Here is a 25,109-nt window from a genome sequence, read left to right as displayed (position 1 = left end):
TGAAGGACTACTGCGCAATGACTAAAAGACAGCTCAAACTGGGCGCCCTGACCATGGGCTGCGGTGGGCCGGGCCGCCATAACCTGTGGCTTGATCCGCAATTGCCGGCCGATGCCAGCGTCAACGTCGATTGGTACATCGAGATAGCGCGCCAGGCCGAGGCGGCGCTGTTCGACCTAATGTTCATCGTCGACAGCCAGTTCATCACCGAAGGCTCGCCCTCCCATTACCTCAATCGCCTGGAGCCGCTGACGTTGCTGTCGGCACTGGCCGTGAGCACGCGGCATATCGGCCTGGTCGGTACGCTGACTACCTCGTATAACTCGCCGTATAACGTCGCCCGGCGCCTGGCCTCCCTGGACCTGATCAGCAAAGGCCGCGCCGGCTGGAACGTGGTGACCAGTGGCGATGCCGGTACCGCCGGCAATTACAGCCGCGACGAACATTACGACTATGCCACCCGCTACGGGCGTGCCGCCGAACACGTTCAGGTGGTGCAGGGGCTGTGGAATTCTTACGAAGACGATGCGTTTGTGCGCAACCGTGCCACTGGGCAGTTTCTCGACCCGAGCAAGCTGCACAGCCTGAATCACCAGGGCGAACACTTCTCGGTGGTGGGCCCGCTGAATATCCAGCGCTCCCCCCAGGGCCAGCCGGTGATTTTCCAGGCCGGCGACTCGGAGCAAGGCCGCGACCTGGGCGCCGCCACTGCCGATGTGATCTTCACCCACGCGGCCAGTATCGAGCAGGGCCAGGCGTTTTACCGGGATATCAAGGGCAGGGCGGCACAACGGGGGCGCGATCCGGAACAGGTACTGATCATGCCCGGTGCGGAAATTTATGTGGGCGACACCGATGCCCATGCCCGGGAAATCGAGCAGCACTATCATCAAATCGACCACAGTTTTGCGCTGGCACTCAAGGAGTTCGGGCGCAATTTTGGCTGGCATGATTTCAGCCAGTACGACCTGGATGCGCCGTTCCCGCAAGAGAGCCTGGAGGCCGCGCGCAGCAGTTTTTTCACCGCTGCCAAACGTATCGCCGACCAGGCGCGGGAGCAGGGCTTCAGCCTGCGCCAGGCCGTCGAATTTGGCCGGCAATTGCGCCCAGGCGCGTTCGTGGGCAGCGCGGCCACGGTGGCGCAGAAAATGGCGGATTGGTTCGAGGCACGGGCGGTGGACGGGTTCAATATCTACATCGGGCACCCTGGGCAATTTGATCGCTTTACTCAGGAGGTGATCCCTTTGCTGCAAGAGCGCGGTGTTTATCGCACGGCCTACGAGGGCTCGACCTTGCGCGAAAGCCTGGGCTTGGCGATTCCGAGGTTCCAGCGCACCCCCTCACCCTAAGGGGTGATTTCGATGACTTTGCGGGTGTGGGACTATCACTTCAGTCCCCGGCGCCAGTGATCTGGTGTCGCACCCAACCGTTATGACGGCGAGTCTTCGAAGTGGATAATGATCGACTGTCTTCAGCCCAGTGGTTCGAACAGATAGCCAGGGTGACCGAGAGCATCGGGCACGCGGGGTTTGCCGCCACGTTGTTCGATGCCCTGGGGTGTATCCGCCCCATTCAGGCCACGACCTTGTACCTGTACCCCCACGACGGCATGCCCAGCGCATTGTTCGAACTGGACGGGCCATGGCTGCCCCAGGGCAATGTGCGCCAGTACCTCTCCGGTTTTTACTTGCTCGACCCGTTCTACGGCGCCTGCGTGGAGGGCGCCACTTCCGGCTGCTACGACCTCGCCGATGTGGCCCCCGACCACTTTGAGCACAGCGAGTACTACCAGTCGTTTTACCGGCATTCGCACCTGGAGGATGAGCTCAACTACATCCTGCAGGCGAGCAACGGCTTGAGCCTGGCGGTGTCGCTGGCCTTTACGCAGAAGCTCGACGCGGACACCACCGAGCATTTCAAGCGCATAGCACCATGGGTATTGGCAGTGCTGGGCAAGCACTTCGTCGGCCTGGAGACTCAGGGCGCGCGTTTCGAAAGCCTGTTGGAACAGCGTATTCACTCGGCACTCAACAACTTCGGCTCCTCGCTGCTCACCGAACGCGAATGCCGGATCACCCAGTTGATCCTGCGCGGCCACTCCACACGTTCGCTGGCCGAGCGCCTCGGGGTCTCCGAAGACACCATCAAGTCCCACCGCAAGCACATCTACAGCAAGCTCGACATCGGCACGCAATCGGAACTGTTTTCCCTGTTTATCGACTCGTTGGCCGAGGCCCAGGGCGGGCTGAGCAAAGACCCCCTCGAACGCTACATGAGCAAAGGCCGTTGACCGGCTGCATGACTACCCACAACAAGAGAAAAAGCCATGAACCTACCCTTTGAACCGCAACGCCAGACCCAGGACTACCAGGCCTCGGACGCGGCCCACCATATCCATGCCTTTGTGGATCAAAAGGCGCTGAATGCCGAAGGCCCGCGCGTAATGGTCCGCGGTGAGGGCCTGTACCTGTGGGACAGCGAGGGTAAGCGTTACCTGGACGGGATGTCGGGCCTGTGGTGCACGCAGCTGGGTTATGGGCGCAAGGACCTGACGGCTGCGGCTGCTGCGCAGATGGATCAGTTGGCGTACTACAACATGTTCTTTCACACCACCCATCCGGCGGTGATCGAGCTGTCCGAGTTGCTGTTCAGCCTGTTGCCAGGGCACTACAGCCATGTGATCTACACCAACTCCGGTTCCGAAGCCAATGAGGTGCTGATCCGCACCGTACGCCGCTACTGGCAAGTGCTCGGCAAGCCGCAGAAGAAGATCATGATCGGTCGCTGGAACGGCTATCACGGCTCCACCCTGGCGGCGTCTGCCCTGGGCGGCATGAAATTCATGCATGAAATGGGCGGCTTGATCCCGGACGTCGCGCACATTGACGAGCCTTATTGGTACGCCCAGGGCGGTGACTTGACTCCGGCCGAGTTCGGGCGGCGCTGCGCCCTGCAACTGGAAGAAAAGATTCTGGAGTTGGGCGCGCAAAACGTCGCCGGTTTTATCGCTGAACCTTTCCAGGGCGCCGGCGGCATGATTTTCCCCCCAGAAAGCTATTGGCCAGAGATCCAGCGTATCTGTCGCCAATACGATGTGCTGCTGTGCGCTGATGAAGTGATTGGCGGTTTCGGTCGTACAGGTGAGTGGTTTGCCCATCAGCATTTCGGCTTCGAACCCGACACGTTGTCGATCGCCAAGGGCCTGACCTCAGGTTACCTGCCCATGGGCGGTTTGGTATTGAGCAAGCGCATGGCCGAAGCCCTGGTAGAGCGGGGCGGGGTGTTTGCCCATGGACTGACGTATTCCGGGCACCCGGTTGCGGCGGCGGTGGCCCTGGCCAACCTCAAGGCCTTGCGTGACGAAGGGATCGTGCGCCAGGTAAAGGACGACACCGGGCCGTATTTGCACAAGCTCCTGCACGAAGTCTTTGGCAACCACCCGCTGATCGGCGAGATCCAGGGCACCGGCCTGCTGGCAGCCTTGCAGTTTGTCGAGGACAAAGGCACGCGCAAACGCTTTGCCAATGAAAACGACCTGGCCTGGCAATGCCGCACTTTTGGCTTTGAAGAAGGCGTGATCATTCGCTCGACCCTGGGCCGCATGATCATGGCGCCGGCCCTGGTAGCCAGCCGCGCGGAGCTCGATGAACTGGTCGACAAGACCCGCATTGCGGTGGACCGCACCGCACGGATCGCGGGAAAACTGTGAAGGGCTGAGCCCCCGCGTGCCGCTTCGGTTGAACAGGGTGGGCGGCCCATAGCGGCCTGCCCACCGCTCCCAATGGATGGCTCATCAAAGGTGTCGATTTGATCGAACGCCGCGGCGCCCTGCATTCCACTTTCCAGGAGTCAGCAATGAATACAATAACAAACGTAGCCGATACTCCCGTCCATCAAACCCCAACCCAACCAACCTCATCGCGCCGCTTTCGACAACCCCTGGGCCTTGTCGGGCTTGTACTGTTCGGGCTGGCGTATATGGTGCCGCTGGCGGTGTTCACCACGTACGGTCTGGTGACCCAAATGACCAAGGGGCACCTGCCCACCGCCTACCTGTTGACCCTGGCTGCCATGCTGCTGACGGCCTACAGCTATGGGTGCATGGTCAAGGCGCACCCGTATTCGGGCTCGGTCTACACCTATACGCGCAAGGCGTTTGGCGCCTCCTTCGGCTTTATCGCCGGCTGGACCTTGCTGCTGGACTACATCTTCCTGCCGCTGCTCAGCTATTTGCTGATCGGCATCTACTTGTCCGAATACTTTCCTACCGTGCCCACCGCGGTATGGGTATTGGGCTCCATTGCCCTGGTGACGGCGCTGAATCTGGTGGGTATCGAGTCGATTACCCGGGTCAATTGGGTGCTGATCGTGGCCCAACTGGTGTTCATCGTGGTGTTCGTGGGGTTGTCGATCCACAACCTCAGCGGGCAAGCCGAGCCGGTGTCGCTGCTCAAGCCGTTTCACCATGAAGGTTTCAGCGTGCCGCTGATCATGACCGGCGCGGCGGTGCTGTGCTTGTCGTTCCTGGGGTTTGATGCCGTGTCGACCATGGCTGAGGAGACACCTGACCCGCGTCGTACCATTCCGCAGGCGATCATGGCGGTGTCGCTGATCGGTGGGTTGCTGTTTTTGGTGGTGTCGTATTGCGCCCAGATGGTCTTCCCGGAATGGAATAGTTTTGCCGATCCCGACTCGGCTTCGGTCGATGTGATGCGCCGGGTCGGCGGCGAGCTACTGGTGAGTGCGTTTACCGCGACCTATGTGGCGGGCTGTTTCGCCTCCGCGATGGTCTCCCAGGCCAGCGTGTCCCGCGTGCTGTTCGCCATGGGCCGCGACGGCGCGTTGCCCAGGGTATTCGGCAAGCTGGTGACGAAAAAACGCGTACCGGCCAACGCGATCATGCTGGTCAGCCTGTTTTCGCTGATTGCGCTGTTCATCAGCCTGGACACCGTGGCCAACATGATCAGCTTTGGCGCGCTGTTCGCGTTTTCGGCGGTGAACCTGGCCGTGATCAAACATTACTTGGGCGACCAGAAGCTGCGCGGTACACGCAACTATCTGCTGTACGCCGCACTGCCGGGCCTGGGGTTTCTCAGCACGCTGTGGTTGTGGACGAGCCTGTCGGGTATGTCGTTCACCATCGGCCTGGGCTGGATGGGCCTGGGGCTGGTGTGTTTGTTCTGCGTCACGCGTGGGTTCCGGGTACGCATGCCGGAGCTGCAAATGGCCGAATGAACAGGCCCCACCTCGGTTCATCCGTAGGAGCGAGCTTGCTCGAGAAAAACGTCAACGATAACGCGTTCTTCCTGGATGAACGCGGCGCCTGTGAGTTTTTCGCGAGCAAGCTCGCTCCTACAAAAGCCTTACGGCCCAATTCAGGAGTACAGCATGTTCAACCTCGACTATTGGCAGCAACGCGCTGCCCGCCAAACCTTCATCAGCACCGCCCTGATCGACGGCCAGCCCGTAGGTGCACTCTCCGGGGCGACCTTCGACACCATCAACCCGGCGACCAACCGCTTGCTTGCGCAGGTCGCCGCCTGCGGTGCAGCGGAGGTCGACCTGGCAGTACGCTCCGCACGCCGCGCCTTTGACAACGGCCCGTGGCGACGCATGCCTCCAGGCGAACGCAAAAAAGTCCTGATCAAACTCGCCGACCTGTTGATGACCCACCGCGAAGAACTCGCACTGCTGGACTCCCTGAACATGGGCAAGCCGGTAATGGACGCCTATAACGTCGACGTACCCGGCGCGGCCCATGTTTTCGCCTGGTACGGTGAGGCCCTGGACAAGCTCTACGATCAGGTCGCGCCGACTGCCCACAACGCGTTGGCGACCATTACCCGCGAAGCATTGGGCGTGATTGCAGCGGTGGTGCCGTGGAATTTCCCGCTGGACATGGCCGCCTGGAAATTGGCACCCGCCTTGGCGGCAGGCAATAGCGTGGTACTCAAGCCCGCTGAGCAATCGCCGTTTTCCGCCCTGCGCCTGGCCCAACTGGCGCTCGAGGCGGGCGTCCCCGAGGGCGTGCTGAACGTGGTGCCAGGCATGGGCGAGGGCGCCGGCAAGGCACTGGGGTTGCACCCGGACGTCGATTGCCTGGTATTTACCGGTTCGACCCAAGTGGGCAAGTACTTCATGCAGTACTCCGCGCAGTCCAACCTCAAGCAGGTGTGGCTGGAGTGTGGAGGCAAGAGCCCGAACCTGGTGTTTGCAGACTGTCAGGACCTGGACCTGGCGGCGGAGAAGGCGGCCTTCGGGATATTCTTCAACCAGGGCGAGGTGTGTTCGGCGAATTCGCGCCTCTATGTGCAACGCTGCATCCACGACGAGTTCATCGAGCGCCTGATCGATAAATCCCACGCCTGGATGCCCGGCAACCCACTGAACCCCGCCAGCGCCGCCGGTGCAATTGTCGACAGCGGGCAAACCGCACGCATCATGCAAGCCATCGGGCAGGCTCGCGCAGAAGGCGCCACGCTGTTGAGCGGTGGCCAACAGTTGAACATCGAGGGTTGTTCAAACTTCATCCAGCCGACGATATTTGCCAACGTCACCGCTGACATGCGCCTGTCCCGTGATGAGGTGTTTGGCCCCGTGCTGGCGGTGAGTGCCTTCGATACCGAAGAACAGGCGATACAGCAAGCCAACGACAGCGTCTACGGCCTGGCGGCATCGGTGTGGAGTGATGACCTGAACCGTGCGCATCGCGTGGCGCGTGCCCTGAATGCTGGTACCGTGTCGGTCAACACCATTGACGCCCTGGACGTGACCGTGCCGTTTGGCGGCGGCAAACAGTCGGGGTTCGGGCGCGATTTGTCGCTGCATTCGTTTGATAAGTACACCCAGTTGAAAACCACCTGGTTCCAATTGCGTTAACTGCCCCGTTTCGCATAACTGCTGTGCCGTTACAGGCATTCATCCGCCAATGGGCAATGCCTATAGTCCACTTAGCCCGTGCAGCGCTTCAACCGTGCTGCGCGATCCAGCCCAAGACTGAGGTGAGCCTGATGAACCGTGAATTCGACCCCGCACTGACGGATATCAACCAAGTGGACGCCGAGTACTTCGAGTACAGCAAGGCGGCGAATCCCATCAGTGCCAACCTGATTTCCCGCATTCCCTACCACAGCTTTCCGGCCTCGCTGTATGACAATGGCCCCTCCCGCGTGGTACCGCTGGACCTCAGCGACGCCTTGGGCTGCGAAGGCCCTGCGACAGGCCCCGGGCTATGCGCGAACTTCATGCGCCTTAACCCTGGCGACACGCTGACCCTGCAACCCAACGCCACTTCCCAGGTGTTCTACGTGATTGCCGGGGAGGGCAGCGTGGTTCAGGGGGAGTATGAGATTCAATGGTCCAAGGGCTGCTTTATCGCCCTGCCGGGATTACAGCAAGCGCACTTCAGTGCCCGCGAGGATGCACGTCTTTACTATGTGCACGATGAGCCGTTGCTGCGTTACCTGGGGGTGACACCCCGCGCCGATCGCTTTGCGCCGACCCTGTACCCAGCAGCACTGGCCAACGCGAAGTTGCGTGAAGCGGCCGATGATCCCAGGGCACAGGACCGCAGCCGCATCAGCATCCTGCTGGGCAACCGTCATTTCCCGCAGACGCGCACGGTGACCCACGTGTTGTGGGCCATGTACGGGATTCTGCCGGCGGGATCGGTGCAGAAACCCCATCGGCATCAGTCGATTGCACTGGACTTCATTATTGATTGCCCCACGGGCTGTTATTCATTGGTGGGCACCGAGCTGGACGCGGATGGGCAAATTCGTAACCCGCAGCGGGTCGACTGGTCTCCCGGCCTGGCGTTTGTCACGCCACCGGGTTACTGGCATGCGCATTTTAATGAATCGGATAGCGAGGCGTTCCTGATCCCGATTCAGGATGCGGGGCTGCAAACCTACTTGCGTGCGCTGGATATCCGCTTCAGTTGAGTCACTTCCAGTCCGGTGTTTCGCCCAGTCGTTCAACGATAAAGTCGATAAAACACCGGACCTTGGACGATACGATGCGCTTGGGCGGGTACACAAACCACACCGCAAACGCCCGCTCCACGCCCTGGATATGCCATTCGGGCAGCCACACTGCCAAGTCGCCGGCCTCGATACTTTGCGCCACCAGCCAGTCCGGCAACAGCCCAAAGCCCAAGCCTTGGCGCACGGCGATGAGTTGCGCGTCCAGGTCATTGATTCGAATAACGCCGTCATGCTGCAACGGGAGCGCGCGGCCGGCGGATACAAAACTGATATCGCCGGTGGTAGCCGTGCCCAGCACCGCAGGCAAACCGGCCAGGTCGGTGGGCGTGGAAGGAGGAGGGTGCTGCATGCCAAACGCCGGGCTGACCACCAAGCGGTAGTGGCCGTCGCTGAGCTTGCGTGCCTTGAGGGTCGAATCGGCCAGCTCGCCAATGCGTATGGCTAAGTCGACGCCGGCATGAATCAAATTGACCTGGGTGTTATCCAGCACCAGTTCCACGCTGATCTGCGGGTAGCGCACCAGAAAGTCATTCAACGCCGGCAGAATGTGATGCCGCGCAAACGCCGGCGGCAGGTTGAGTTTCAACACTCCCCGGGGATGCTGGTTCAGCGCAGACGTGGCGGCCTTGGCGTGTTCCAGTTCATCCAATACCCTGCGTGCGTGTATCAGGAAGGTCTGACCGCCTTCGGTCAGATGCAGCGTGCGTGTGGAGCGGTTGAACAGCGCGATGCCCAGGTCTTGCTCGAGGTCCTTCACATAGCGTGAAACCGTTGAGGCCTTGATCCCCAAGCGTTCGGCGGCACGCGAGAAATTGTTGCCTTCGGCGGCTTCGATGAATGCGGTGAGCGCGGTGAAATAGTCCAAGGGCAGCCTCAGGGCAGGGCGGTGAGACGTGCAGGTTGTTGAGTTTTGCCGGGGGCTGTCAACTGCTAGACCCTAGAGCCACGATGCAGCCCCCGTTTTCCTAATGGGTCTGAATGATCAAGGCGATATGGGATCGCTCGCAGGAAAGGTTTCTTCGATCGCCTCGTCGAGCTGGCTATCGCTGACAGCGCGGTCTTGCACCTTCACATTCGACTCGCAATGGCAATCGGCACTGGGGCACGCTTGACCCTGGGGGTGCAAGTCGGCGCATGCCTGGCTGCAGTAGGCTTTGCCGTTGCGCTGGTGACGCGTGTCATGGGTCACCTGGCAGGTGCAGCCTGGGCAGGCGCAGGTCCAACCTTGAGTTGTCGGGTTCATAGGTCCTCCGAATATTCAGTGATTGATAAACGGGCAGCGGTTTTCTGATACGTAAATCAGGGCTGCTGGTAATGCCCTGGGATGTCATGGCCTTCATCGGCCGGCTTGTTGCGCTTTTGCACCTGGACGTCGCTCAATTTCGCGTCCTTGAGCTCTGCGAAGCGCTGCCTGAGCAGGGACTCGGCCCATTGCGGGTCCAGCGTGTCTGCATCGTGCTCAAGCGTGCGGCTTTGTGGCTGGTTGTCGAGGATGAAACTGATGAGGTAATGCGCTTTCTCGAACATGAACGTGGCTCCGTTACGGTTAACAAGGCGTACCCGAGCAGGGCATGTTCATTTGATGAGTGGGCTGCGCAGTGATTCAGAAAATATAAGCCGCTTTCACCGGCCGAACCTTGAGAACAACAGAACCCGACTATTGATCTCGATCAGGTGGCCGTGCTGGCCCGCTCTATAACCTTGGGCGCTTATCGATGGCCAGGGACGGCTCAACGAGCAGCTCTGGTCGCACATTCTCAAGGAAGAGTCAGCCATGCGATCACTCAAGATTCTGTTGTTATCATCGGCATTCAACGGTTTGACCCAACGAGCCTGGCTGGATCTGCGCCAGGCGGGTCACGACCCCAGCGTTGTGGTGTTCACCGATCAAGCCACGGTGTGCCAGCAGGTCGAGGCGTCAGGTGCCGACCTGGTGATCTGCCCATTTCTCAAGGACCGTGTGCCGCACCAACTATGGAGCCATCCGCAGCGCCCGGTGGTGATCATCCATCCGGGCATCGTTGGTGACCGCGGTGCCAGTGCGCTGGATTGGGCTATCACCCAGCAGGCTCGCCGTTGGGGCGTCACCGCCTTGCAAGCGGTGGAGGAAATGGACGCAGGGCCGATATGGTCCACCTGTGAATTCGACATGCCCGACCAGGTGCGCAAATCCGAGCTGTACAACGGCCTGGTGAGCGATGCCGCGATGGTTTGCATTCGTGACGTCGTGGCGAAATTCGCCAAGGGCTTCGTCCCCACACCGCTCAATTACACCCAACCCAGCGTCATCGGGCGCTTGCAGCCGAACATGACCCAGGCCGACCGCACCTTCAGTTGGTTCGATTGCGCAGGCTTTATCAAACGCAGCCTCGACGCTGCCGATGGCCAGCCCGGCGTGTTGGCCAGCCTGTTGGGCGGGCAATATTACCTCTACGACGCGCACTTGGACGCCCGCCAGGGCACTCCCGGAGAAATCCTCGCGGTACAGGACGACGCTGTGCTGGTGGCGGCCGGAGATCACAGCCTGTGGATCGGCTCGCTCAAACCCAAAGGCCCAGAGACCTTCAAGCTGCCGGCACGGCACGTACTGGCGCAAAGGCTGGCCGGCGTTCCGGTGCTGGACAGCTCAATCGCCCGCCAGCCTTTCAACGAGCGGGTCTATCAACCCATTCGCTACCAAGAGTTCGGCCACATCGGCGAACTGACGTTCGAGTTCTACAACGGCGCCATGAGCACCGAACAATGCCAGCGGCTGGTCGCAGCGTTGCGCTGGGCCAAGGCGCGAGATACCCAGGTGTTGCTGATCAAGGGCGGACGCGGCAGCTTTTCCAATGGCGTTCACCTCAATGTCATCCAGGCCGCCGACGTGCCAGGGCTGGAAGCCTGGGCCAACATTCAAGCCATCGACGATGTGTGCCTGGAGCTGCTCACCGCCAGGCAACTGGTGATCAGCGGCCTGACCGGCAGCGCGGGCGCAGGCGGCGTGATGCTGGCGCTGGCCGCCGACATTGTATTGGCTCGCGAAGGTGTGGTGCTCAATCCGCACTACAAGACCATGGGACTCTACGGCTCCGAATACTGGACCTACAGCCTGCCACGGGCGGTGGGCAGCGAAATCGCGCATAAGCTCACCGAAGAATGCCTGCCCATCAGCGCCATCCAGGCCCAGCAGTACGGCATGGTCCAGGGCATCGGGCCCCGCTGTCTGCAGGCATTCGGCCTGTGGCTTTTGCAAGAGGCTGACCGTGCGTTGACCGATGATAAGTACCTTCACGCACGCACGCGAAAAGCCATGCTGGATACTCAGCAAGTTGAACGCTGTCGCGAGCAGGAGCTGGCACAGATGCGACTCGACATGGTGGAAAACCGCCAGCAGTTTGCCGAGAAATGCCGCAACTTCGTGTTTAAACGCAAAGCCTGCCAGACCCCGCAGCGGTTGATTGCGCCATGGGCGTTGAGGTACGAGGCTGGTGTGCAGGAAAGCCGGATGCTGAATGACTGACCGTCGACGCGGGGAGGGCGCGTCGGCCAGTCCAGCCTCGCATTGGGCAATAGGGTTGCCCATAATGGAGGCCAACTCGCCCAAACGCTCAGACCCCGAGGCCCCATGGAACTGCACAACCTGAACGATGATGCAGCGCCCGTATGACTCGTGCGCTGTTTATTTCGATGGATGGCCCCAAAGGCACCGGTAAAACCACGCTGTTGGAGGCCGTTACGACAGCGTTGAGGGCCGACAACATAAAGGTCGTGCGACTGTGCGAGCGCAAGAGCGATCCCTGTCGAGCGCAAACGATGGCTCTGGTTAACACGTTCGCCCGAGATCCCAGCCGGGATCTGGAACTTGAGGTGTGTGAGCGCTTTGCCGACAGCCGCAGCTGGATTACTCGGAACGTACTGGCCGCGCAGCCACCTGACAGCATCATCCTGATGGATCGCTGGTACCCATCTGATGCCGCGTTTCGTCGGTTGATACCCTTTGCAGACATTCTTGAGCTGAACATTAATCGGCAGGTGCAAGTGCCGGACCTGCACGTGGGGGTTGTCACCGCGGCGCAAATATCCTGGGCGCGGGCGGTAGCACGACGGCGGGGGTTGAGCAGTACGGTGATGTCTAAGCTGGAGGAGCAAGTTGCGTGTACCGAGGCGTTTGAGCGAGCGGCTGTGGAGCAGGGGTGGGTAATGTGTCGCAATGAAGGGACGATTGAAGAGGCGGTGAGGCGGGTGGTTTTGCAGATATATAAGGTCCTTCATCCCAAGCATCAGGAGTAACGGAGTGCCGTTGAACCAGCAAGATCAGGATGATGTTGGTCATCAGAACAAACGTCACCGAACGAAGAAACTCTATGAAAACGTCGTGATAGGAAACTTTCTGTACGGTCTCGGATTCGCCGTGCGGTCACGTCTAGACGCAAACACCTCGATCCCAAGCGTGGTCAACCTGCTACAGCAGACGCCTGCAGACAAAGAGCTGGCTGACGTACTGCTGAGCTTTCCAGGTGTCGTGCGCTTGATCGAATTCAAGATGAAGGGCGCCAGCCTGAAAAAAGAACGACTACGACATCGTTTACTCATGGCCGCCCTGACAGGTGAGAATCAGGTATTGGTCGAAACGTCCAGAAGCCTGCACTGGTATGTGGAGGTGGGCGCCAATGACACCGACACGCCTTTGGTTTCGCGAGCCGTTCCATATCTCGACGCCTTCGACGACGAACACTTGGCGTTGTCCGCGGGAAGCCTTGAACGACTCGTGGAGCAAACCGCGCGCGAAGCTGTTCGCGGCCTGGACCCGATGATGCGCGAGCGTTCACAGATATACCTGCGATTTTTACGCAATATTCAAGCTGACGACCCGGTGGGCGCAGGTGGCGTGCTTCTGGTCATGGGCGCAGGTGGAGCAATGCATTTTGTTCAGCTGCGAGACGTCTGTGATTTGAGTATGCCGCACAGGCAATGGCTTGAGCTGGAAATGAGCGGTCCCCAGCTGGAGCTATCTGTGCCTGCATTGGAGCGAAGCATGAAGCGTCCCAAACACCGCGACGGCCCCGAATATGGAAGGTAATGACCCATGGACGAACACGTGAACGAAAATGACCTCAGCCTGCGGGCCATGGTCGTTGCTGCCAAGGGCATCATGAGCGCAGCGGAAAATGACAGAAAAGCCGCTGAGCAGGCGATTGCGCGCCTTGGCTATCTGGAAAAACGTGTTGAGCAGAGCCTGCAACAGATTCCGACGATACTGGGCGCTTCAGCGGCGCAGATCGCAGATTCAGTGGCTTCAAAGGCGGCCGAGCAGTTGATTGGCAAGTTCAGACAGGCCGATGCCGCTGCGCTTGATGCGGCGCAAAAGTACCAGGCCGCCAGTGACAGCCTTAAGCGTCGATTCTGGCTCAGCATCTTCGCTATTCATCTAGGTGTGGTATTGCCTCTGGCGTTGCTGTTTTTCTTTGCGGTCCCCAGCACCGATGAGATTGCGCAAAGGCAACGAGAGTTAGCGGTGCTTGAGCAAAACATAGAAGCGTTGAAACGCCAGGGTGGTGACGCTGCCATTATTGACTGCGAGGGACGCCCGTGCGTGCGCACGCGAGAGGTCCCGGGCGAAAATCCCTATCACGATGCCGCTACAGGGAAGAAGACTTATCGGTTGATCTGGACCAAGTGAGCTTCATCAACTTTGAACTAATCACTAAGCCTGTCCACCTAACGCTTTGCACGTTGCCTCAAGCCCGGGGTTTTCCTGGGTTACCCAATCACACACGAAGGTTTGGTTAATCATGAAGAGCGAACAGGTAGAAGGCGTTGTAGAAAAGGTTGCTGGCAAAGCGCAGAGCGCAGTCGGGAAGCTTTTTGGTGATTCGAAGTTGGAAGCTGAGGGCGCTGGACGCCAGGCTGCGGGTCAACTGACGCAAACCTATGGTGACGCACTGGACAGCGTTTCTACATTCGTCAAGGAAAAACCGGTTGCTGCACTGGCAATCGGGGCTGTTGCTCTACTGGTGCTGAAAAGATTGCTTGGTCGCTGAGCAGCAGTAGCTTCAATAAGATTGCTGGCACGGTAGAGACGATGGTGAACGCTAACCAGAATCAGGGGCAAATTTCTGGAGTTTCTTGCAGGCGTGGAAGGGCGTGAAGTGGAGCGGGGTATCTGCCTGTTCCTTGGGTAGCCAAGTCATGCTGCCTAGCAATCGACGCGGTCTCTATGCCCTTTGCCGAGCTTGATGGGCTGAAAAGCCCTTATGTTTTCCAGGTCCCAGAAAAGCCAATGCCCCGACAAGTCGGGGCATTGGTTTTTTTATGAGCGAGTGGTCGGTTTGTATCGTTTTGTATCTGCGCTTTGGATAGATACACAGCGATTCCTTTAAGTCGGTTGATGACACATACGGGATACCTACGGGGCATTAAATGAACCCATCGAGAAGGCGCAAACCTTCTCCAATGGATGACTCATTTAACTCGCGGCTATCTCTGCGCGTTTCGCGACGTTGTCGACCAATGACTTATAGGAAATTCAAAATGCCTGCAGCTACGTTCGGTTTCACCTGGCGCCATTGTATGGCTTCTTCCGTGAGAATGGGCGCTTTGGGATTGGCCCTGATAGCCGGCAGCGGTGGTGCCTGGGCTGCTGGCCCGGCCGCCGATGCGTCAGTTGCCAGCTCGGCCTCGACCAGTCCCGAATCGATTAGACCTTATCGAATTCACGTCGATGAAGCGCAATTGACCGATCTGAAAAAGCGCATTGCGGCGACCCGCTGGCCGGACAAAGAGACCGTCAGTGACGTTTCCCAAGGCGTGCAGCTGGCCCAGGTCCAGGCGCTGGTGAAGTATTGGGGCAGCGGCTATGACTGGCGCAAGGCCGAAGCGAAGCTCAATGCGCTGCCTGAATTCATCACGACTATCGACGGCGTGGATATTCAATTCATCCATGTTCGCTCGCCAAACCCCAACGCGATGCCGCTGCTTCTGACACACGGATGGCCTGGCTCACAGTTTGAGTTCCTGAAGACGATCGGTCCTCTGACGGATCCCGTTGCTTACGGCGGTAAGGTTGAAGATTCGTTCGACGTGATCATTCCATCGATTCCGGGACACGGTTTTTCCGGTAAGCCAACTGAATTGGGCTGGGGGCCGGATCGGGTCGCGAAGGCTTGGGATGTGCTCATCAAGCGTCTGGGTTATACCCACTATGTTTCCCAGGGCGGAGATCACGGTTCGGTCATATCGGATGCATTGGGCCGCCTGAATCCGCCGGGGCTGTTGGGCATTCACTTGAACATGCCGGCCACCATCCCGCCCGAATTGGTCAAGCCGATCAATAGTGGTGACCCGGCCCCTGTCGGGCTCACTGAGCCTGAACGCAAGGCGTTTGATTCCTTGAGCACCTTCTTCGGCCGCAATGCAGCATACGGCGCGATGATGGTTACGCGCCCGCAGACTATCGGTTACCTGCTGGCCGATTCGCCTACCGGAACTGCGGCGTGGATGTACGAAAAAATCGCCGCGTGGACGGACAGTGATGGCCAGCCTGAACGGGTATTGAGCCGTGACGAGATGCTGGACGATATAAGCCTGTACTGGCTGACGAACGCAGGCGCATCGTCATCGCGTTTCTACTGGGAAAACAACAACAACAATTTCAGCGCTGCCGCGCAGAACACCGCAAGCATCAAGGTGCCGGTGGCGATCACGGTCTTCCCGCACGAGATCTATCAGGCGCCTAAAAGCTGGGCGCAACGCGCTTACCCATCACTTTCCTACTACAGCGAGGTTAACAAGGGCGGCCACTTCGCTTCCTGGGAGCAACCTCAATTGTTCAGCGAAGAGTTGCGGGAGGCCTTCCGGCCGCTGCGCGCCAAGCTGAGCGCAACGAAGACAGCCCAGTAGCTCACACGCAACCCAGCCAACACACCTGGCCGCTATTCGGCGGCTCGCTACGGAGAAATACCATGGAGATGACCTTGCTGAACAATCAAAATAAATCCAGCCGCCTGCGGGGTCTTGCCCCATCGCTGTTGGCAGCAGCGGTGCTGCAATTCGCGGCGGTGGCTGTCGGTTTTTCCCAAGCCAGCGCGGCTGATGTACCCGCGTCCACCATTGGGGCTATCACCCCGGGAGCTCACACCTCTCTCGGTGCACTTAAGCATGTGAAAGCGGGGCTGCTGAACGTTTCTTACGCGGAACTCGGCCCAGCCGATGGTCCTGTGGTCATTTTGTTGCACGGCTGGCCCTACGATATCAACGCATACGCTGATGTCGCTCCTGCTTTGGCGGGCAAGGGATATCGAGTGTTGATCCCTTCTGCGCGTGGTTATGGCGATACGCATTTTCTCTCGGCCAAGACTGCTCGCAATGGTCAACCTGCTGCGCTGGCGACCGACCTGATCGACTTCATGGACGCGCTGAAAATCAAGACGGCGGTGCTGGGTGGGTTTGACTGGGGCGCCCGCACTGCAGATATCGTTGCCGCACTGTGGCCGGAAAGAGTGAAAGCCCTGGTCGCTGTGAGCGGTTATTTGATAGGCAGCCAAGAGGCGGGCAAGGCGCCATTGCCGCCAGCCGCCGAACTGCAGTGGTGGTACCAGTTCTACTTCGCGACCGAGCGTGGGCGCCTGGGCTACGAGAAAAACACCCATGACTTCGCCAAGCTCATCTGGAAGCTGGCGTCGCCACAGTGGAATTTCGACGACGCCACTTATGAGCGCAGCGCGGCGTCCTTGCAAAACCCTGATCACGTGGCCGTGTCGATTTTCAACTATCGCTGGCGCCTGGGGTTGGTCAAGGGCGAGGCCAGATACGACGCGCTGGAGAAGAAACTCGCGGCATTTCCATCCATCAGCGTGCCCACCATCACCCTGGAAGGTGATGCGAACGGCGCACCGCATCCACCTGCCGAAGCGTACGCCAAGCGCTTCACTGGCAAGTATGAGTACCGATTGATCACCGGTGGAGTAGGCCACAACTTGCCGCAGGAAGCGCCGAAAGCCTTCGCCCAGGCGGTGATCGACGCCGATCATCTTTGAAAACCGGCTGAGAGGATGGCGAGAATGAAGCTGAAATTTCTGGCCGCGATGTCGGCTGCCATTGCAATCGCAGCGTTGACGGCTACCGGTGTTGCCGCGGGCGACGCCAGTAAGGGCGACGCCTCGCCGATCTATGGCGTGAAACTGCCTGAAAACTACCGCCTATGGCCGCTGATTGCGCCGGCGCAGGAAGCGGCCCCCCTGAACGAACTGCGAGCCGTGGTGGGCAATGACTTGGCCATCAAGGCTTATCAGGATTCTACGCTGCCGTTCCCTGATGGCACGGTGCTGGTAAAGCTGGCCTGGAAACATGTGCAGTCTCCGGAATTCGAGCCGGCGTCCATCCCGGGGCCGGCCACCACCGTGCAGGTGATGGTCAAGGACTCGAAAAGATATGCAGCAACCGGTGGCTGGGGATTCGGGCGGTTTATCAACGGTAAACCGGCCGATGAAGCCCAACACGAAACCTGCTTCGCCTGTCACCAGGCGCGAGTGCGTAATCACGACTTTGTCTTCACGCGCTTCGCTCCCTGATTTCCCGTCAAACCCGGAGTCAACAATGAAAAAAGTATTAACCGCACTGGCCGTCGCCGTCAGCCTGAGCATGGCGACACACGCCTGGTCGCAAACTGAAAAACCCACGATTGTGCTCGTACATGGCGCCTTTGCCGATGCGTCGAGTTGGAATGGCGTCGTGAAGATTCTCGAGAAGGACGGTTACCCGGTGGTTGCCGCTGCCAACCCATTGCGCGGTGTAAAGAGCGATGGTTCGGCAATCTCGGCATTGCTGACGAGCATTCATTCGCCGGTGGTGTTGGTCGGCCACTCCTATGGCGGCAACGTTATCAGTGATGCGGCCAACGATCATGCAAACGTCAAAGCCCTGGTTTACGTCAGTGCGTTTGCACCTGAGGCCGGGGAAACCGTCGCCGGGCTGGCCGGCAAATTCCCGGGCAGCACGCTGGGTCCAACGCTGGCTGCGCCTGTACCGTTGGCCGATGGGGGCAAGGACTTGTACATCCAGCAGGATAAATTTCACAACCAGTTCGCCGCTGACGTCCCCGCGAAAGAGGCGGCATTGATGGCCGCCACCCAACGCCCGGTAACGGAAGCGGCGCTCAACGAAGCATCCGGCAGCCCTGCCTGGAAGCATATTCCTTCCTGGTACATCTACGGCGACAAGGACAAGAACATTCCCCCGCAAGCCATGGCATTCATGGCCAAGCGCGCCGCTGCCAAAGCCGTGGAAGTGGTCAAGGGCGCTTCCCATGTCGTGATGGTTTCGAACCCGGAACCGGTTGCCCGCCTCATCGAAAAAGCCGCCACGGCGAAATGACACGCCAAGGGCGAAGCGGCGTTTTCAGCGCTCTACGCCGAGGCGAGTTTTGCACGTCGCCCGGCGGGTTTCGTTTTGAAGTTGTGCAACGCTGAAACGCGGGAGAGGGGGGATTCGACGCGGCCAACGCCTGGGCATACCGGGCGTTGTGCTTATCGCGGGCAACCGCAATCAATCAGGTACGCCACGATGTGGAAGATCAATCACAGTTACATTGACGGAGCATTCGTTCCCGTCCAGGGCAATGAAACGGTGCAATGCATCAATCCGGCTACCGAGGCGGTCATCGGTACGCTCACTCTGGCTGATCGTGAAGATGCCAGGCGCGCTATCGCGGCGGCTTCGCATGCTCAAGTCGCGATGGGCCGCACCTCCAAGGCCGAGCGTATCGACATGCTCGAGCAGTTGCAGGCTGCCGTGCTGGCGAGCACGAATGAAATTCGCGATACCGCCATCGAAGAGTACGGTGCGCCGTTTGCCCGTGCGCAATGGGTCAGTCGCTACGCTTCGCAGTCATTTACCAATGCGGCGCAGGTGTTGAAACACTTCGACCTGAGTCGTTCGGTCGGTGACGCTACCGTGGTGATGGAGCCGGTCGGAGTCGCGGCGCTGTTTGCCCCCTGGAACAGCACCGCCGGGACGATATGCAGCAAACTGGCATCGGCCATCGCGGCGGGTTGTGCCTCGGTCATCAAACCGAGCGAGTTGAGCCCCTTGCAAACCACCGTGCTCGCCCAAGCGTTGCATCGCGCAGAGTTGCCCAACGGGGTTTTCAATATTCTGTTGGGACGCGGCAGTGACGTGGGTGACGAAATCAGCGCCAGCCCACTCATCGCGAAAATTTCATTCACCGGGTCCACCGCCACCGGGAAGCTCATTGCACTTGCCGGAATCGAGACCATGAAGCGAGTGAGCCTGTCGCTCACGGGGAAGTCGGCCTCTATCATCCTGGATGACGCCGATCTCGACATCGCCATTCCCCTGGCTCTGAATGCTGCGTTCATGAACAACGGTCAGGCATGTGTCGCAGGCACACGTCTGCTGGTGCCACGCTCGCACGCCGAGGACATTATCAAGCGCGTGAAAAGCCTGGTTGAAGCGATGGTCGTCGGCGATCCGCAGGATCCGGCCACTGCTCTCGGGCCGCTGGTCAATCGCGCCCAATTCGACCGCGTACAAGCTTTCATCCGCCGCGGGCAGGCGCAAGGCGCGACGTTGATTATCGGCGGGGAGGGCAGGCCGACCGGCTTGGACAAGGGCTATTTCGTCAGGCCTACGGTCTTTGCCGACGTCAGCAATGACATGGACATCGCGCAAGAGGAGATTTTCGGCCCGGTGCTATCGATCATTGCGTATGACTCGCAAGAACAGGCGATCGCTATTGCCAATGCCAGTCTCTACGGTTTGCAGGCTTATGTGTTTACCCGGCAACCGGAACGTGCCCAACGCCTGGCGACCCAGCTGCAGGCCGGCTCGGTGTTGATCAACAGAATTTCGCCAGAGCTGCTGGCGCCGTTCGGCGGGGTAAAGCAGTCCGGTGTCGGCCGGGAGTTTGGAGTCTTTGGGCTGGAAGCATTTCTTGAGGCCAAAAGCATCGTGTCAGATTAGCCTGGGGTTGGCGGGAGAGGGTGGTCGCGCAACCCAGGCCGCAGGAGAAAAAGCTAATGGCCCACAGCACGTTGCCTGTGGGCCATGGGTTTTCAAGGGTTACGCGGCTGGAGCTTTCGCCTCCTGCAGCAGTTGCTGAATCATCTTTTCCTGCGTCTCGTAGCGACCTTCTCCGAAGTGGGTGAAACGCACTTGCCCTTTGGCGTCGATCAGGTAGTGCGCGGGCCAGTACTGGTTATCGAAGTTGCGCCAGATCGCGTAGTTGTTATCGATGGCTACCGGGTAAGTGATGCCGAGCTTTTTCACCTCATCCCTGACATTGCTGATGATGCGTTCAAAACCGTATTCCGGGGTGTGGACGCCGATTACCACCAAGCCATCCTTCTCGTACTTCCGCGCCCAGTCCTTCACGTACGGCAGGGTGTGCTGGCAATTGATGCAGTCGTAAGTCCAGAAATCGACGAGCACCACTTTGCCTCTGAGCGATTCACTGGTCAGCGCGGGCGAATTGAGCCATTCCACCGCGCCGGACAGCGACGGCATCGGGCCTTGGGCGTTGTCGAGGGTGGGTTCGGCCTTGGCCTTGCTTACCAAGTATTCGACGACTTTGGGGACGCTTTGCAGCACGCCTTTTTCCAGCACGCTGACGCCTTCGGACGACGCCCCGGCCAACAGCGTCTTGTCGGCACCGGTAGAAATCATCAGCGCTGCGGCCAGGACCGCAAAACCGGTGACGCGCCGCAGCCAACCAGTGACCGGAATCGAGGCCTTCAGGCGATTGACTAAACCGCGTCCGGCGAAAATCAGCGTACCCAACGACAGTGCACTGCCCAGGCCGTAGGCCACCAGCAGCAGGCTGGTTTGCGCATTGGCGCCTTGCAGCATGGCGCCGGTAAGGATCACCCCGAGGATAGGCCCGGCGCACGGCGCCCAGAGCAGGCCGGTGGCGACGCCGATCATCAGTGAACCCAGCGGCCCGGACATTTTGCGCGTCTGGGGGTCGAGGCGGTTGCCCAGTAACACGAACGGGCTGGCCAGCCAGCCACTGATTCGTGCCGAGATCAGCGAAAAGGCAAACAGCGCCATCACCACCAGTGCCACATGACGCCCGGCGTTGTTGGCCTGAATCACCCATTCACTGCTGACCACGGCCAGGCTGGAAATCAGCGCGAAGGTCAGAACCATGCCGCCAAGGGTAAGCAGGATCGAGGAGCGTGTGCGGTCGATACCGGCGAACAGAAATGGCACGACCGGCAGGATACAAGGGCTGAGGACGGTCAATAAGCCGCCCAGGAATGCGATGATGAACATAAGGATCTCCTGATGAATGTGGGCAGGGCTCAGTTATCGCTGTGGCATTCGGCAAATTTGCGGTAGTTCAGGATCTCGGTCTTGTCCTGCGAATTCAGGTAGGTCAGCTGGGCATCGACAATGCCGCAGGCAGCCCCGGCATCCTGTGTCAATGCCACTAGTTTCTGGATGTCCAGGTGCGTGCCGTAGGTGTAGGTCTGCGGCGTGACGTCGGCTTCGGCGCGGGCCGAGAAGGTGCAGATATTCAGGGCGGCAAACAGGCAAGTGGCATAGAGGGTATTGGTGTTCATGGTCGTTTCCTCAAGGCTTCATGGGTTGGGTCGTTCAGTTGAGTCGAGGCGCTTGGGTTGGCCTCGATGTGGCTCATTAGAAGCCCGCGAGGTATCTCGTCTGTGTCAAAAACAGGCGCGGATAAATCGGTTCGTATCAGGACCCCGTCCCGATACACAGCCATACAAAACCTAGGAAATTGTTGTTTTTGCCTCTGCATGTATCCTTCGCCACAGCAGATACACTGCAATACAAACCGCCGCGGGCGAACGGGCTCAGCCTCTATAGACTGAGCCGCAATTTCCAATGACAGAGGCTTGGCCCATGGAACACGTTGATCACATCCTCATCGTGGACGATGACCGTGAGATTCGAGAGATGGTAGGCAACTACCTGAAGAAGAACGGCCTGCGGACCACCGTGGTTGCCGATGGCCGCCAGATGCGCTCGTTTCTCGAGGCCACGCCGGTAGACCTGATCGTGCTGGACATCATGATGCCCGGCGACGATGGCCTGGTGCTCTGCCGCGACATTCGCGCCGGCAAACACAAGGCCACGCCGGTGCTGATGCTGACCGCCCGCAACGACGAAACCGATCGCATCATCGGCTTGGAAATGGGCGCCGACGATTACCTGGTCAAGCCGTTCGCCGCCCGTGAATTGCTGGCGCGCATCAACGCTGTGCTGCGCCGTACGCGCATGCTGCCGCCCAACCTGGTCGTTACCGAAACCGGAAGGTTGCTGGGGTTCGGGCGCTGGCGCCTGGACACCTCCGCCCGCCATCTGCTTGATGAAGACGGCACCATGGTCGCCCTCAGCGGCGCTGAATATCGCCTGCTGCGGGTGTTCCTCGACCATCCGCAACGGGTACTCAATCGCGACCAGTTGCTCAACCTGACCCAGGGCCGTGACGCCGACCTGTTTGACCGTTCCATTGATCTGCTGGTCAGCCGCCTGCGCCAACGCCTGCTTGACGATGCCCGCGAGCCGGCTTACATCAAAACCGTGCGCAGCGAAGGGTATGTCTTCTCGCTGCCAGTGGAAGTGCTTGGAGCACCGGCATGAAGCCTTCGCTGCATTGGCCTCGTACCCTCATCTCGCGGCTGTCGCTGATCTTTCTGGTCGGGTTGACCCTGGCGCAGGCCTTGTCCTTCGGCGTGCAGTATTACGAGCGTTACGAAACCGCGAAAAACACCATGCTCGGTAACCTGGAAACCGACGTGTCGACGTCCATTGCCATCCTTGACCGCTTGCCCGCCGAGGAACGCATGAGTTGGTTGAAACAACTGGATCGACGCAATTACCGCTATTTGCTCGACGAAGGCTCGCCAGGCGTCGCTCTGCGTGACACGCCGATTGCAGTGACCTCGATCAAGGAGGCCATCGGCAAGGATTACCCGATGACCGTGACAGACATTCCCGGGCCGATCAAACATTTCCAGGTCCATCTGAAACTGGCCGACGGCAGCCCGGTGACCATCGACGTGCGCCCCTCGATGGTGCCGTTGTCGCCGTGGCTGCCGGTGGTTTTGCTGGGCCAGTTGGCCTTGATGATTCTATGCACGTGGCTGGCTGTGCGTATTGCCATACGCCCGCTGACCCGCCTGGCCCAGGCCGTGGAAAACCTTGATCCCAACACTCACCCGGTGCATCTGGATGAACAAGGCCCGACCGAAGTCGCACACGCTGCCATCGCCTTCAATGCCATGCAGGCGCGCATTGCGGCCTATCTGAAAGAACGCATGCAACTGCTGGCGGCGATTTCCCACGACCTGCAAACCCCGATCACGCGCATGAAGCTGCGTGCCGAGTTGATGGACGACTGCGGTGACAAAGACAAATTGTGGAATGACCTCGGCGAGATGGAACATCTGGTGCGTGAAGGCGTTGCCTATGCCCGCAGCGTGCATGGCGCCACCGAGGAAAGCCGCCGTACCGATCTTGATTCATTCCTCGACAGCCTCGTGTTCGACTACCAGGACATGGGCAAGGACGTGCAGCTCAGCGGCAAAAGCAACGCAGTGATTCACACGCGGCCCCACGCGCTGCGCCGAGTGCTAGTAAACCTCACGGATAACGCGCTCAAATTCGCCGGTGCAGCGCAACTGCGGGTCGAGCCGAAGGAGGGCGACAGCCTCTCGGTGACCGTGATGGATCGTGGTCCCGGCATTGCCGAAGAGGAGCTGGCCCGTGTGATTGAGCCATTTTACCGCGTGGAAAATTCGCGCAACCGCAGCACCGGCGGCACGGGCCTGGGCCTGGCTATCGCCCAGCAACTGGCACAAGCCCTCGGCGGCACCCTGACCTTGAGAAACCGCGAAGGCGGCGGACTGTGCGCTGAACTGAGATTACCGACGCGCTCATCGTAGGAGGAGCGAATAATGCAGGATTCGTTCAATCTGTCCCGTTTCGTCGAGGCGCAGCGCCGGGTGTTCAGTCGGGTCATGGACGAGCTGCGCGCGGGCCGCAAGACGAGCCATTGGACGTGGTTTGTCTTCCCCGCAAACGCAGGGGCTGGGTCGCTCCGCTCAAAGCTGATCTTTCATCCGGCTCGTAATCAATAAAGGCTGCCTGCTCACCCCCGACTGGCTGCACCACTCAAGCGCAGACATACCAAACCAGCGATGAAACGCCCGCGAAAAAGTGCTGACATCGGCGTAACCCAGCAGATGCGCCACGTGTGTAAGACTGACTGTCGGAACCAGCAGGTAATTGCGTGCCAGTTGTTGGCGAGTCTCATCCAGCAACTGCTGAAAAGACGTATTTTCTTGAGCCAAGTGGCGCTGCAAGGTTCTTGGGGTGACTGCCATGCAATCGGCCACCTTGTCGATCGTTGCACGTCCGCTGGGCAACAAGTTACGCAGCAATTGCCTGACGTAGCCAGGCATCACGTCTGTCGACAAGCGCTCTATACCTGATAGATGTGTAGCAAGAATCTGATGTAGTGCTTCGCTGGAGCGATCCAGTGGTTGCGCCAGCACGCATGCGTCAAATAGCAGACCAGTACGTGCTGCTGAGAACGTTGGTGTAATACCCAGTGCCTGGCGATAGCCCCACTCATCGGCAAGGGGCGGATGACGAAGCATTACCGCCTCAGGTTGCCATTGATCCCCCGCCAACGCGAGCATCAGTTTTAAACCGACACCACACGCCAGTTCTTCTGCTTGAGGCAATCCGACAATCGACATCTCATCGGTTCGATAACTCAGCAACGCGACGCCTTCGACAACCTCCAAATCAACCTGTGCCGCGCCGTTGTACAGCCCGAAATTCGCGCGCAGTTCGAGCAATGCATCGCCGATGGTTCGAGCGTTGTGGATCAGGAAAAACATATCACCGAAGACGTCGACACCTTGGTGGAGCCCGAATTCCAGGCCGAACAATGCGTTATTCGAACGCTGCCGGCACATTTGCAACAAGCTGCAATATTGTTGGAAGGAGAGGATATCTTCCGGGCGCTGCAGCGACATCGCAGGCACACGGGCCTGTAGCAGTATACGGCTTGGGTCCAGACCCTGACGCCGGGCAAATTGATCGAACCCTGTCAGACTGATTGCACGAATAAATGGATTGGACGCCATT

At 59.5% G+C, this 25,109-nt stretch carries 25 protein-coding genes; 19 read left to right on the top strand and 6 right to left on the bottom strand.

Annotated features, from left to right (window positions below; genetic code table 11):
- Positions 1 to 17 precede the first annotated feature (17 nt).
- The 6 genes from ACP7CZ_RS24435 to ACP7CZ_RS24410 all read left to right on the top strand — a co-directional run bounded on the left by ACP7CZ_RS24435 (position 18) and on the right by ACP7CZ_RS24410 (position 7,943).
- Positions 18 to 1,349, top strand: coding sequence for an LLM class flavin-dependent oxidoreductase (locus ACP7CZ_RS24435; RefSeq protein WP_294165591.1), 1,332 nt, complete (start codon positions 18 to 20; stop codon positions 1,347 to 1,349).
- A 101-nt stretch (positions 1,350 to 1,450) separates the two neighbouring features.
- Positions 1,451 to 2,290, top strand: coding sequence for a helix-turn-helix transcriptional regulator (locus ACP7CZ_RS24430; protein ID WP_054898486.1), 840 nt, complete (start codon positions 1,451 to 1,453; stop codon positions 2,288 to 2,290).
- Between the two features lie 36 nt (positions 2,291 to 2,326).
- On the top strand, positions 2,327 to 3,709 hold the full coding sequence (locus tag ACP7CZ_RS24425) for an aspartate aminotransferase family protein (RefSeq protein ID WP_186527314.1): 1,383 nt from the start codon (positions 2,327 to 2,329) through the stop codon (positions 3,707 to 3,709).
- A gap of 146 nt (positions 3,710 to 3,855) precedes the next feature.
- On the top strand, positions 3,856 to 5,235 hold the full coding sequence (locus ACP7CZ_RS24420; protein WP_259284241.1) for an APC family permease: 1,380 nt from the start codon (positions 3,856 to 3,858) through the stop codon (positions 5,233 to 5,235).
- A 153-nt stretch (positions 5,236 to 5,388) separates the two neighbouring features.
- Positions 5,389 to 6,879: an aldehyde dehydrogenase gene (locus tag ACP7CZ_RS24415; protein WP_181124344.1), complete on the top strand. Its 1,491-nt coding sequence runs from the start codon at positions 5,389 to 5,391 to the stop codon at positions 6,877 to 6,879.
- Between the two features lie 131 nt (positions 6,880 to 7,010).
- Positions 7,011 to 7,943 (top strand): cupin, encoded by a 933-nt coding sequence (locus ACP7CZ_RS24410; protein ID WP_054898490.1) that lies wholly within the window; start codon positions 7,011 to 7,013, stop codon positions 7,941 to 7,943.
- Position 7,944: 1 nt separating this feature from the next.
- Here ACP7CZ_RS24410 and ACP7CZ_RS24405 read toward each other — a convergent pair whose 3' ends face one another.
- The 3 genes from ACP7CZ_RS24405 to ACP7CZ_RS24395 all read right to left on the bottom strand — a co-directional run bounded on the left by ACP7CZ_RS24405 (position 7,945) and on the right by ACP7CZ_RS24395 (position 9,512).
- Complete coding sequence (locus tag ACP7CZ_RS24405) at positions 7,945 to 8,850, bottom strand: LysR family transcriptional regulator (protein WP_054898491.1); 906 nt, start codon at positions 8,848 to 8,850, stop codon at positions 7,945 to 7,947.
- A gap of 117 nt (positions 8,851 to 8,967) precedes the next feature.
- Positions 8,968 to 9,228, bottom strand: coding sequence for a metallothionein (locus ACP7CZ_RS24400; protein WP_034127423.1), 261 nt, complete (start codon positions 9,226 to 9,228; stop codon positions 8,968 to 8,970).
- A 56-nt stretch (positions 9,229 to 9,284) separates the two neighbouring features.
- Positions 9,285 to 9,512, bottom strand: a complete 228-nt coding sequence (locus ACP7CZ_RS24395) for a hypothetical protein (RefSeq protein ID WP_034127424.1) — start codon at positions 9,510 to 9,512, stop codon at positions 9,285 to 9,287.
- Between the two features lie 247 nt (positions 9,513 to 9,759).
- Here ACP7CZ_RS24395 and ACP7CZ_RS24390 point away from each other — a divergent pair, with 247 nt between their 5' ends.
- The 10 genes from ACP7CZ_RS24390 (at position 9,760) to ACP7CZ_RS24345 (ending at position 19,946) form a co-directional block, all read left to right on the top strand.
- Positions 9,760 to 11,487 (top strand): hydrogenase maturation protein, encoded by a 1,728-nt coding sequence (locus tag ACP7CZ_RS24390; protein ID WP_294165585.1) that lies wholly within the window; start codon positions 9,760 to 9,762, stop codon positions 11,485 to 11,487.
- A gap of 143 nt (positions 11,488 to 11,630) precedes the next feature.
- On the top strand, positions 11,631 to 12,257 hold the full coding sequence (locus ACP7CZ_RS24385) for a dTMP kinase (RefSeq protein WP_252950486.1): 627 nt from the start codon (positions 11,631 to 11,633) through the stop codon (positions 12,255 to 12,257).
- A gap of 10 nt (positions 12,258 to 12,267) precedes the next feature.
- Positions 12,268 to 13,047, top strand: coding sequence for a hypothetical protein (locus ACP7CZ_RS24380; protein ID WP_252950488.1), 780 nt, complete (start codon positions 12,268 to 12,270; stop codon positions 13,045 to 13,047).
- Between the two features lie 6 nt (positions 13,048 to 13,053).
- Positions 13,054 to 13,647, top strand: a complete 594-nt coding sequence (locus tag ACP7CZ_RS24375; protein ID WP_294165577.1) for a hypothetical protein — start codon at positions 13,054 to 13,056, stop codon at positions 13,645 to 13,647.
- Positions 13,648 to 13,759: 112 nt separating this feature from the next.
- Positions 13,760 to 14,008, top strand: coding sequence for a CsbD family protein (locus ACP7CZ_RS24370; protein WP_014718439.1), 249 nt, complete (start codon positions 13,760 to 13,762; stop codon positions 14,006 to 14,008).
- Positions 14,009 to 14,498: 490 nt separating this feature from the next.
- On the top strand, positions 14,499 to 15,866 hold the full coding sequence (locus ACP7CZ_RS24365) for an epoxide hydrolase family protein (RefSeq protein ID WP_252950493.1): 1,368 nt from the start codon (positions 14,499 to 14,501) through the stop codon (positions 15,864 to 15,866).
- Between the two features lie 62 nt (positions 15,867 to 15,928).
- Positions 15,929 to 17,002: an alpha/beta fold hydrolase gene (locus tag ACP7CZ_RS24360; RefSeq protein ID WP_054898501.1), complete on the top strand. Its 1,074-nt coding sequence runs from the start codon at positions 15,929 to 15,931 to the stop codon at positions 17,000 to 17,002.
- A 24-nt stretch (positions 17,003 to 17,026) separates the two neighbouring features.
- A complete protein-coding gene (locus ACP7CZ_RS24355; protein ID WP_054898502.1) occupies positions 17,027 to 17,536 on the top strand; it encodes a cytochrome P460 family protein in 510 nt (169 codons plus the stop codon).
- A 25-nt stretch (positions 17,537 to 17,561) separates the two neighbouring features.
- Entirely contained in the window at positions 17,562 to 18,338 is a 777-nt protein-coding gene (locus tag ACP7CZ_RS24350; protein WP_054918943.1) for an alpha/beta fold hydrolase, read from the top strand.
- A gap of 189 nt (positions 18,339 to 18,527) precedes the next feature.
- On the top strand, positions 18,528 to 19,946 hold the full coding sequence (locus ACP7CZ_RS24345; protein WP_294165565.1) for an aldehyde dehydrogenase family protein: 1,419 nt from the start codon (positions 18,528 to 18,530) through the stop codon (positions 19,944 to 19,946).
- A gap of 99 nt (positions 19,947 to 20,045) precedes the next feature.
- Here the strand turns inward: ACP7CZ_RS24345 and ACP7CZ_RS24340 are convergent, their stop codons facing one another.
- The gene (locus ACP7CZ_RS24340) at positions 20,046 to 21,257 is read right to left on the bottom strand and encodes a cytochrome c biogenesis protein DipZ (protein ID WP_252950496.1); all 1,212 of its coding nucleotides are present in this window, start codon (positions 21,255 to 21,257) and stop codon (positions 20,046 to 20,048) included.
- Between the two features lie 29 nt (positions 21,258 to 21,286).
- Complete coding sequence (locus tag ACP7CZ_RS24335) at positions 21,287 to 21,547, bottom strand: DUF2790 domain-containing protein (RefSeq protein ID WP_252950499.1); 261 nt, start codon at positions 21,545 to 21,547, stop codon at positions 21,287 to 21,289.
- A 304-nt stretch (positions 21,548 to 21,851) separates the two neighbouring features.
- On the opposite strand from ACP7CZ_RS24335, the gene ACP7CZ_RS24330 reads away from it, so the two are divergent.
- From ACP7CZ_RS24330 to ACP7CZ_RS24320, 3 genes are read left to right on the top strand one after another with little or no spacing between them, the layout of a single operon-like run.
- Positions 21,852 to 22,592, top strand: coding sequence for a response regulator (locus tag ACP7CZ_RS24330; RefSeq protein WP_054918946.1), 741 nt, complete (start codon positions 21,852 to 21,854; stop codon positions 22,590 to 22,592).
- Complete coding sequence (locus ACP7CZ_RS24325; protein WP_054898508.1) at positions 22,589 to 23,896, top strand: sensor histidine kinase; 1,308 nt, start codon at positions 22,589 to 22,591, stop codon at positions 23,894 to 23,896. The genes ACP7CZ_RS24330 and ACP7CZ_RS24325 overlap by 4 nt, the downstream gene beginning before the upstream one ends.
- A 12-nt stretch (positions 23,897 to 23,908) precedes the next feature.
- A complete protein-coding gene (locus ACP7CZ_RS24320; protein WP_374225741.1) occupies positions 23,909 to 24,091 on the top strand; it encodes a DUF1810 family protein in 183 nt (60 codons plus the stop codon).
- Here ACP7CZ_RS24320 and ACP7CZ_RS24315 read toward each other — a convergent pair.
- Positions 24,056 to 25,108 (bottom strand): AraC family transcriptional regulator, encoded by a 1,053-nt coding sequence (locus ACP7CZ_RS24315; protein ID WP_072446649.1) that lies wholly within the window; start codon positions 25,106 to 25,108, stop codon positions 24,056 to 24,058. The two genes, ACP7CZ_RS24320 and ACP7CZ_RS24315, sit on opposite strands and share 36 nt — an antisense overlap.
- Position 25,109: the final 1 nt, after the last annotated feature.

Origin of the sequence: Pseudomonas sp. DWP2-2, from assembly GCF_049897065.1 — a bacterium.
Classification (GTDB): Bacteria; Pseudomonadota; Gammaproteobacteria; order Pseudomonadales; family Pseudomonadaceae; genus Aquipseudomonas; species Aquipseudomonas paracarnis.
The sequence above is the reverse complement of the archived record's forward strand: the minus strand, read 5'-3'. Positions and strand labels throughout refer to the sequence as shown.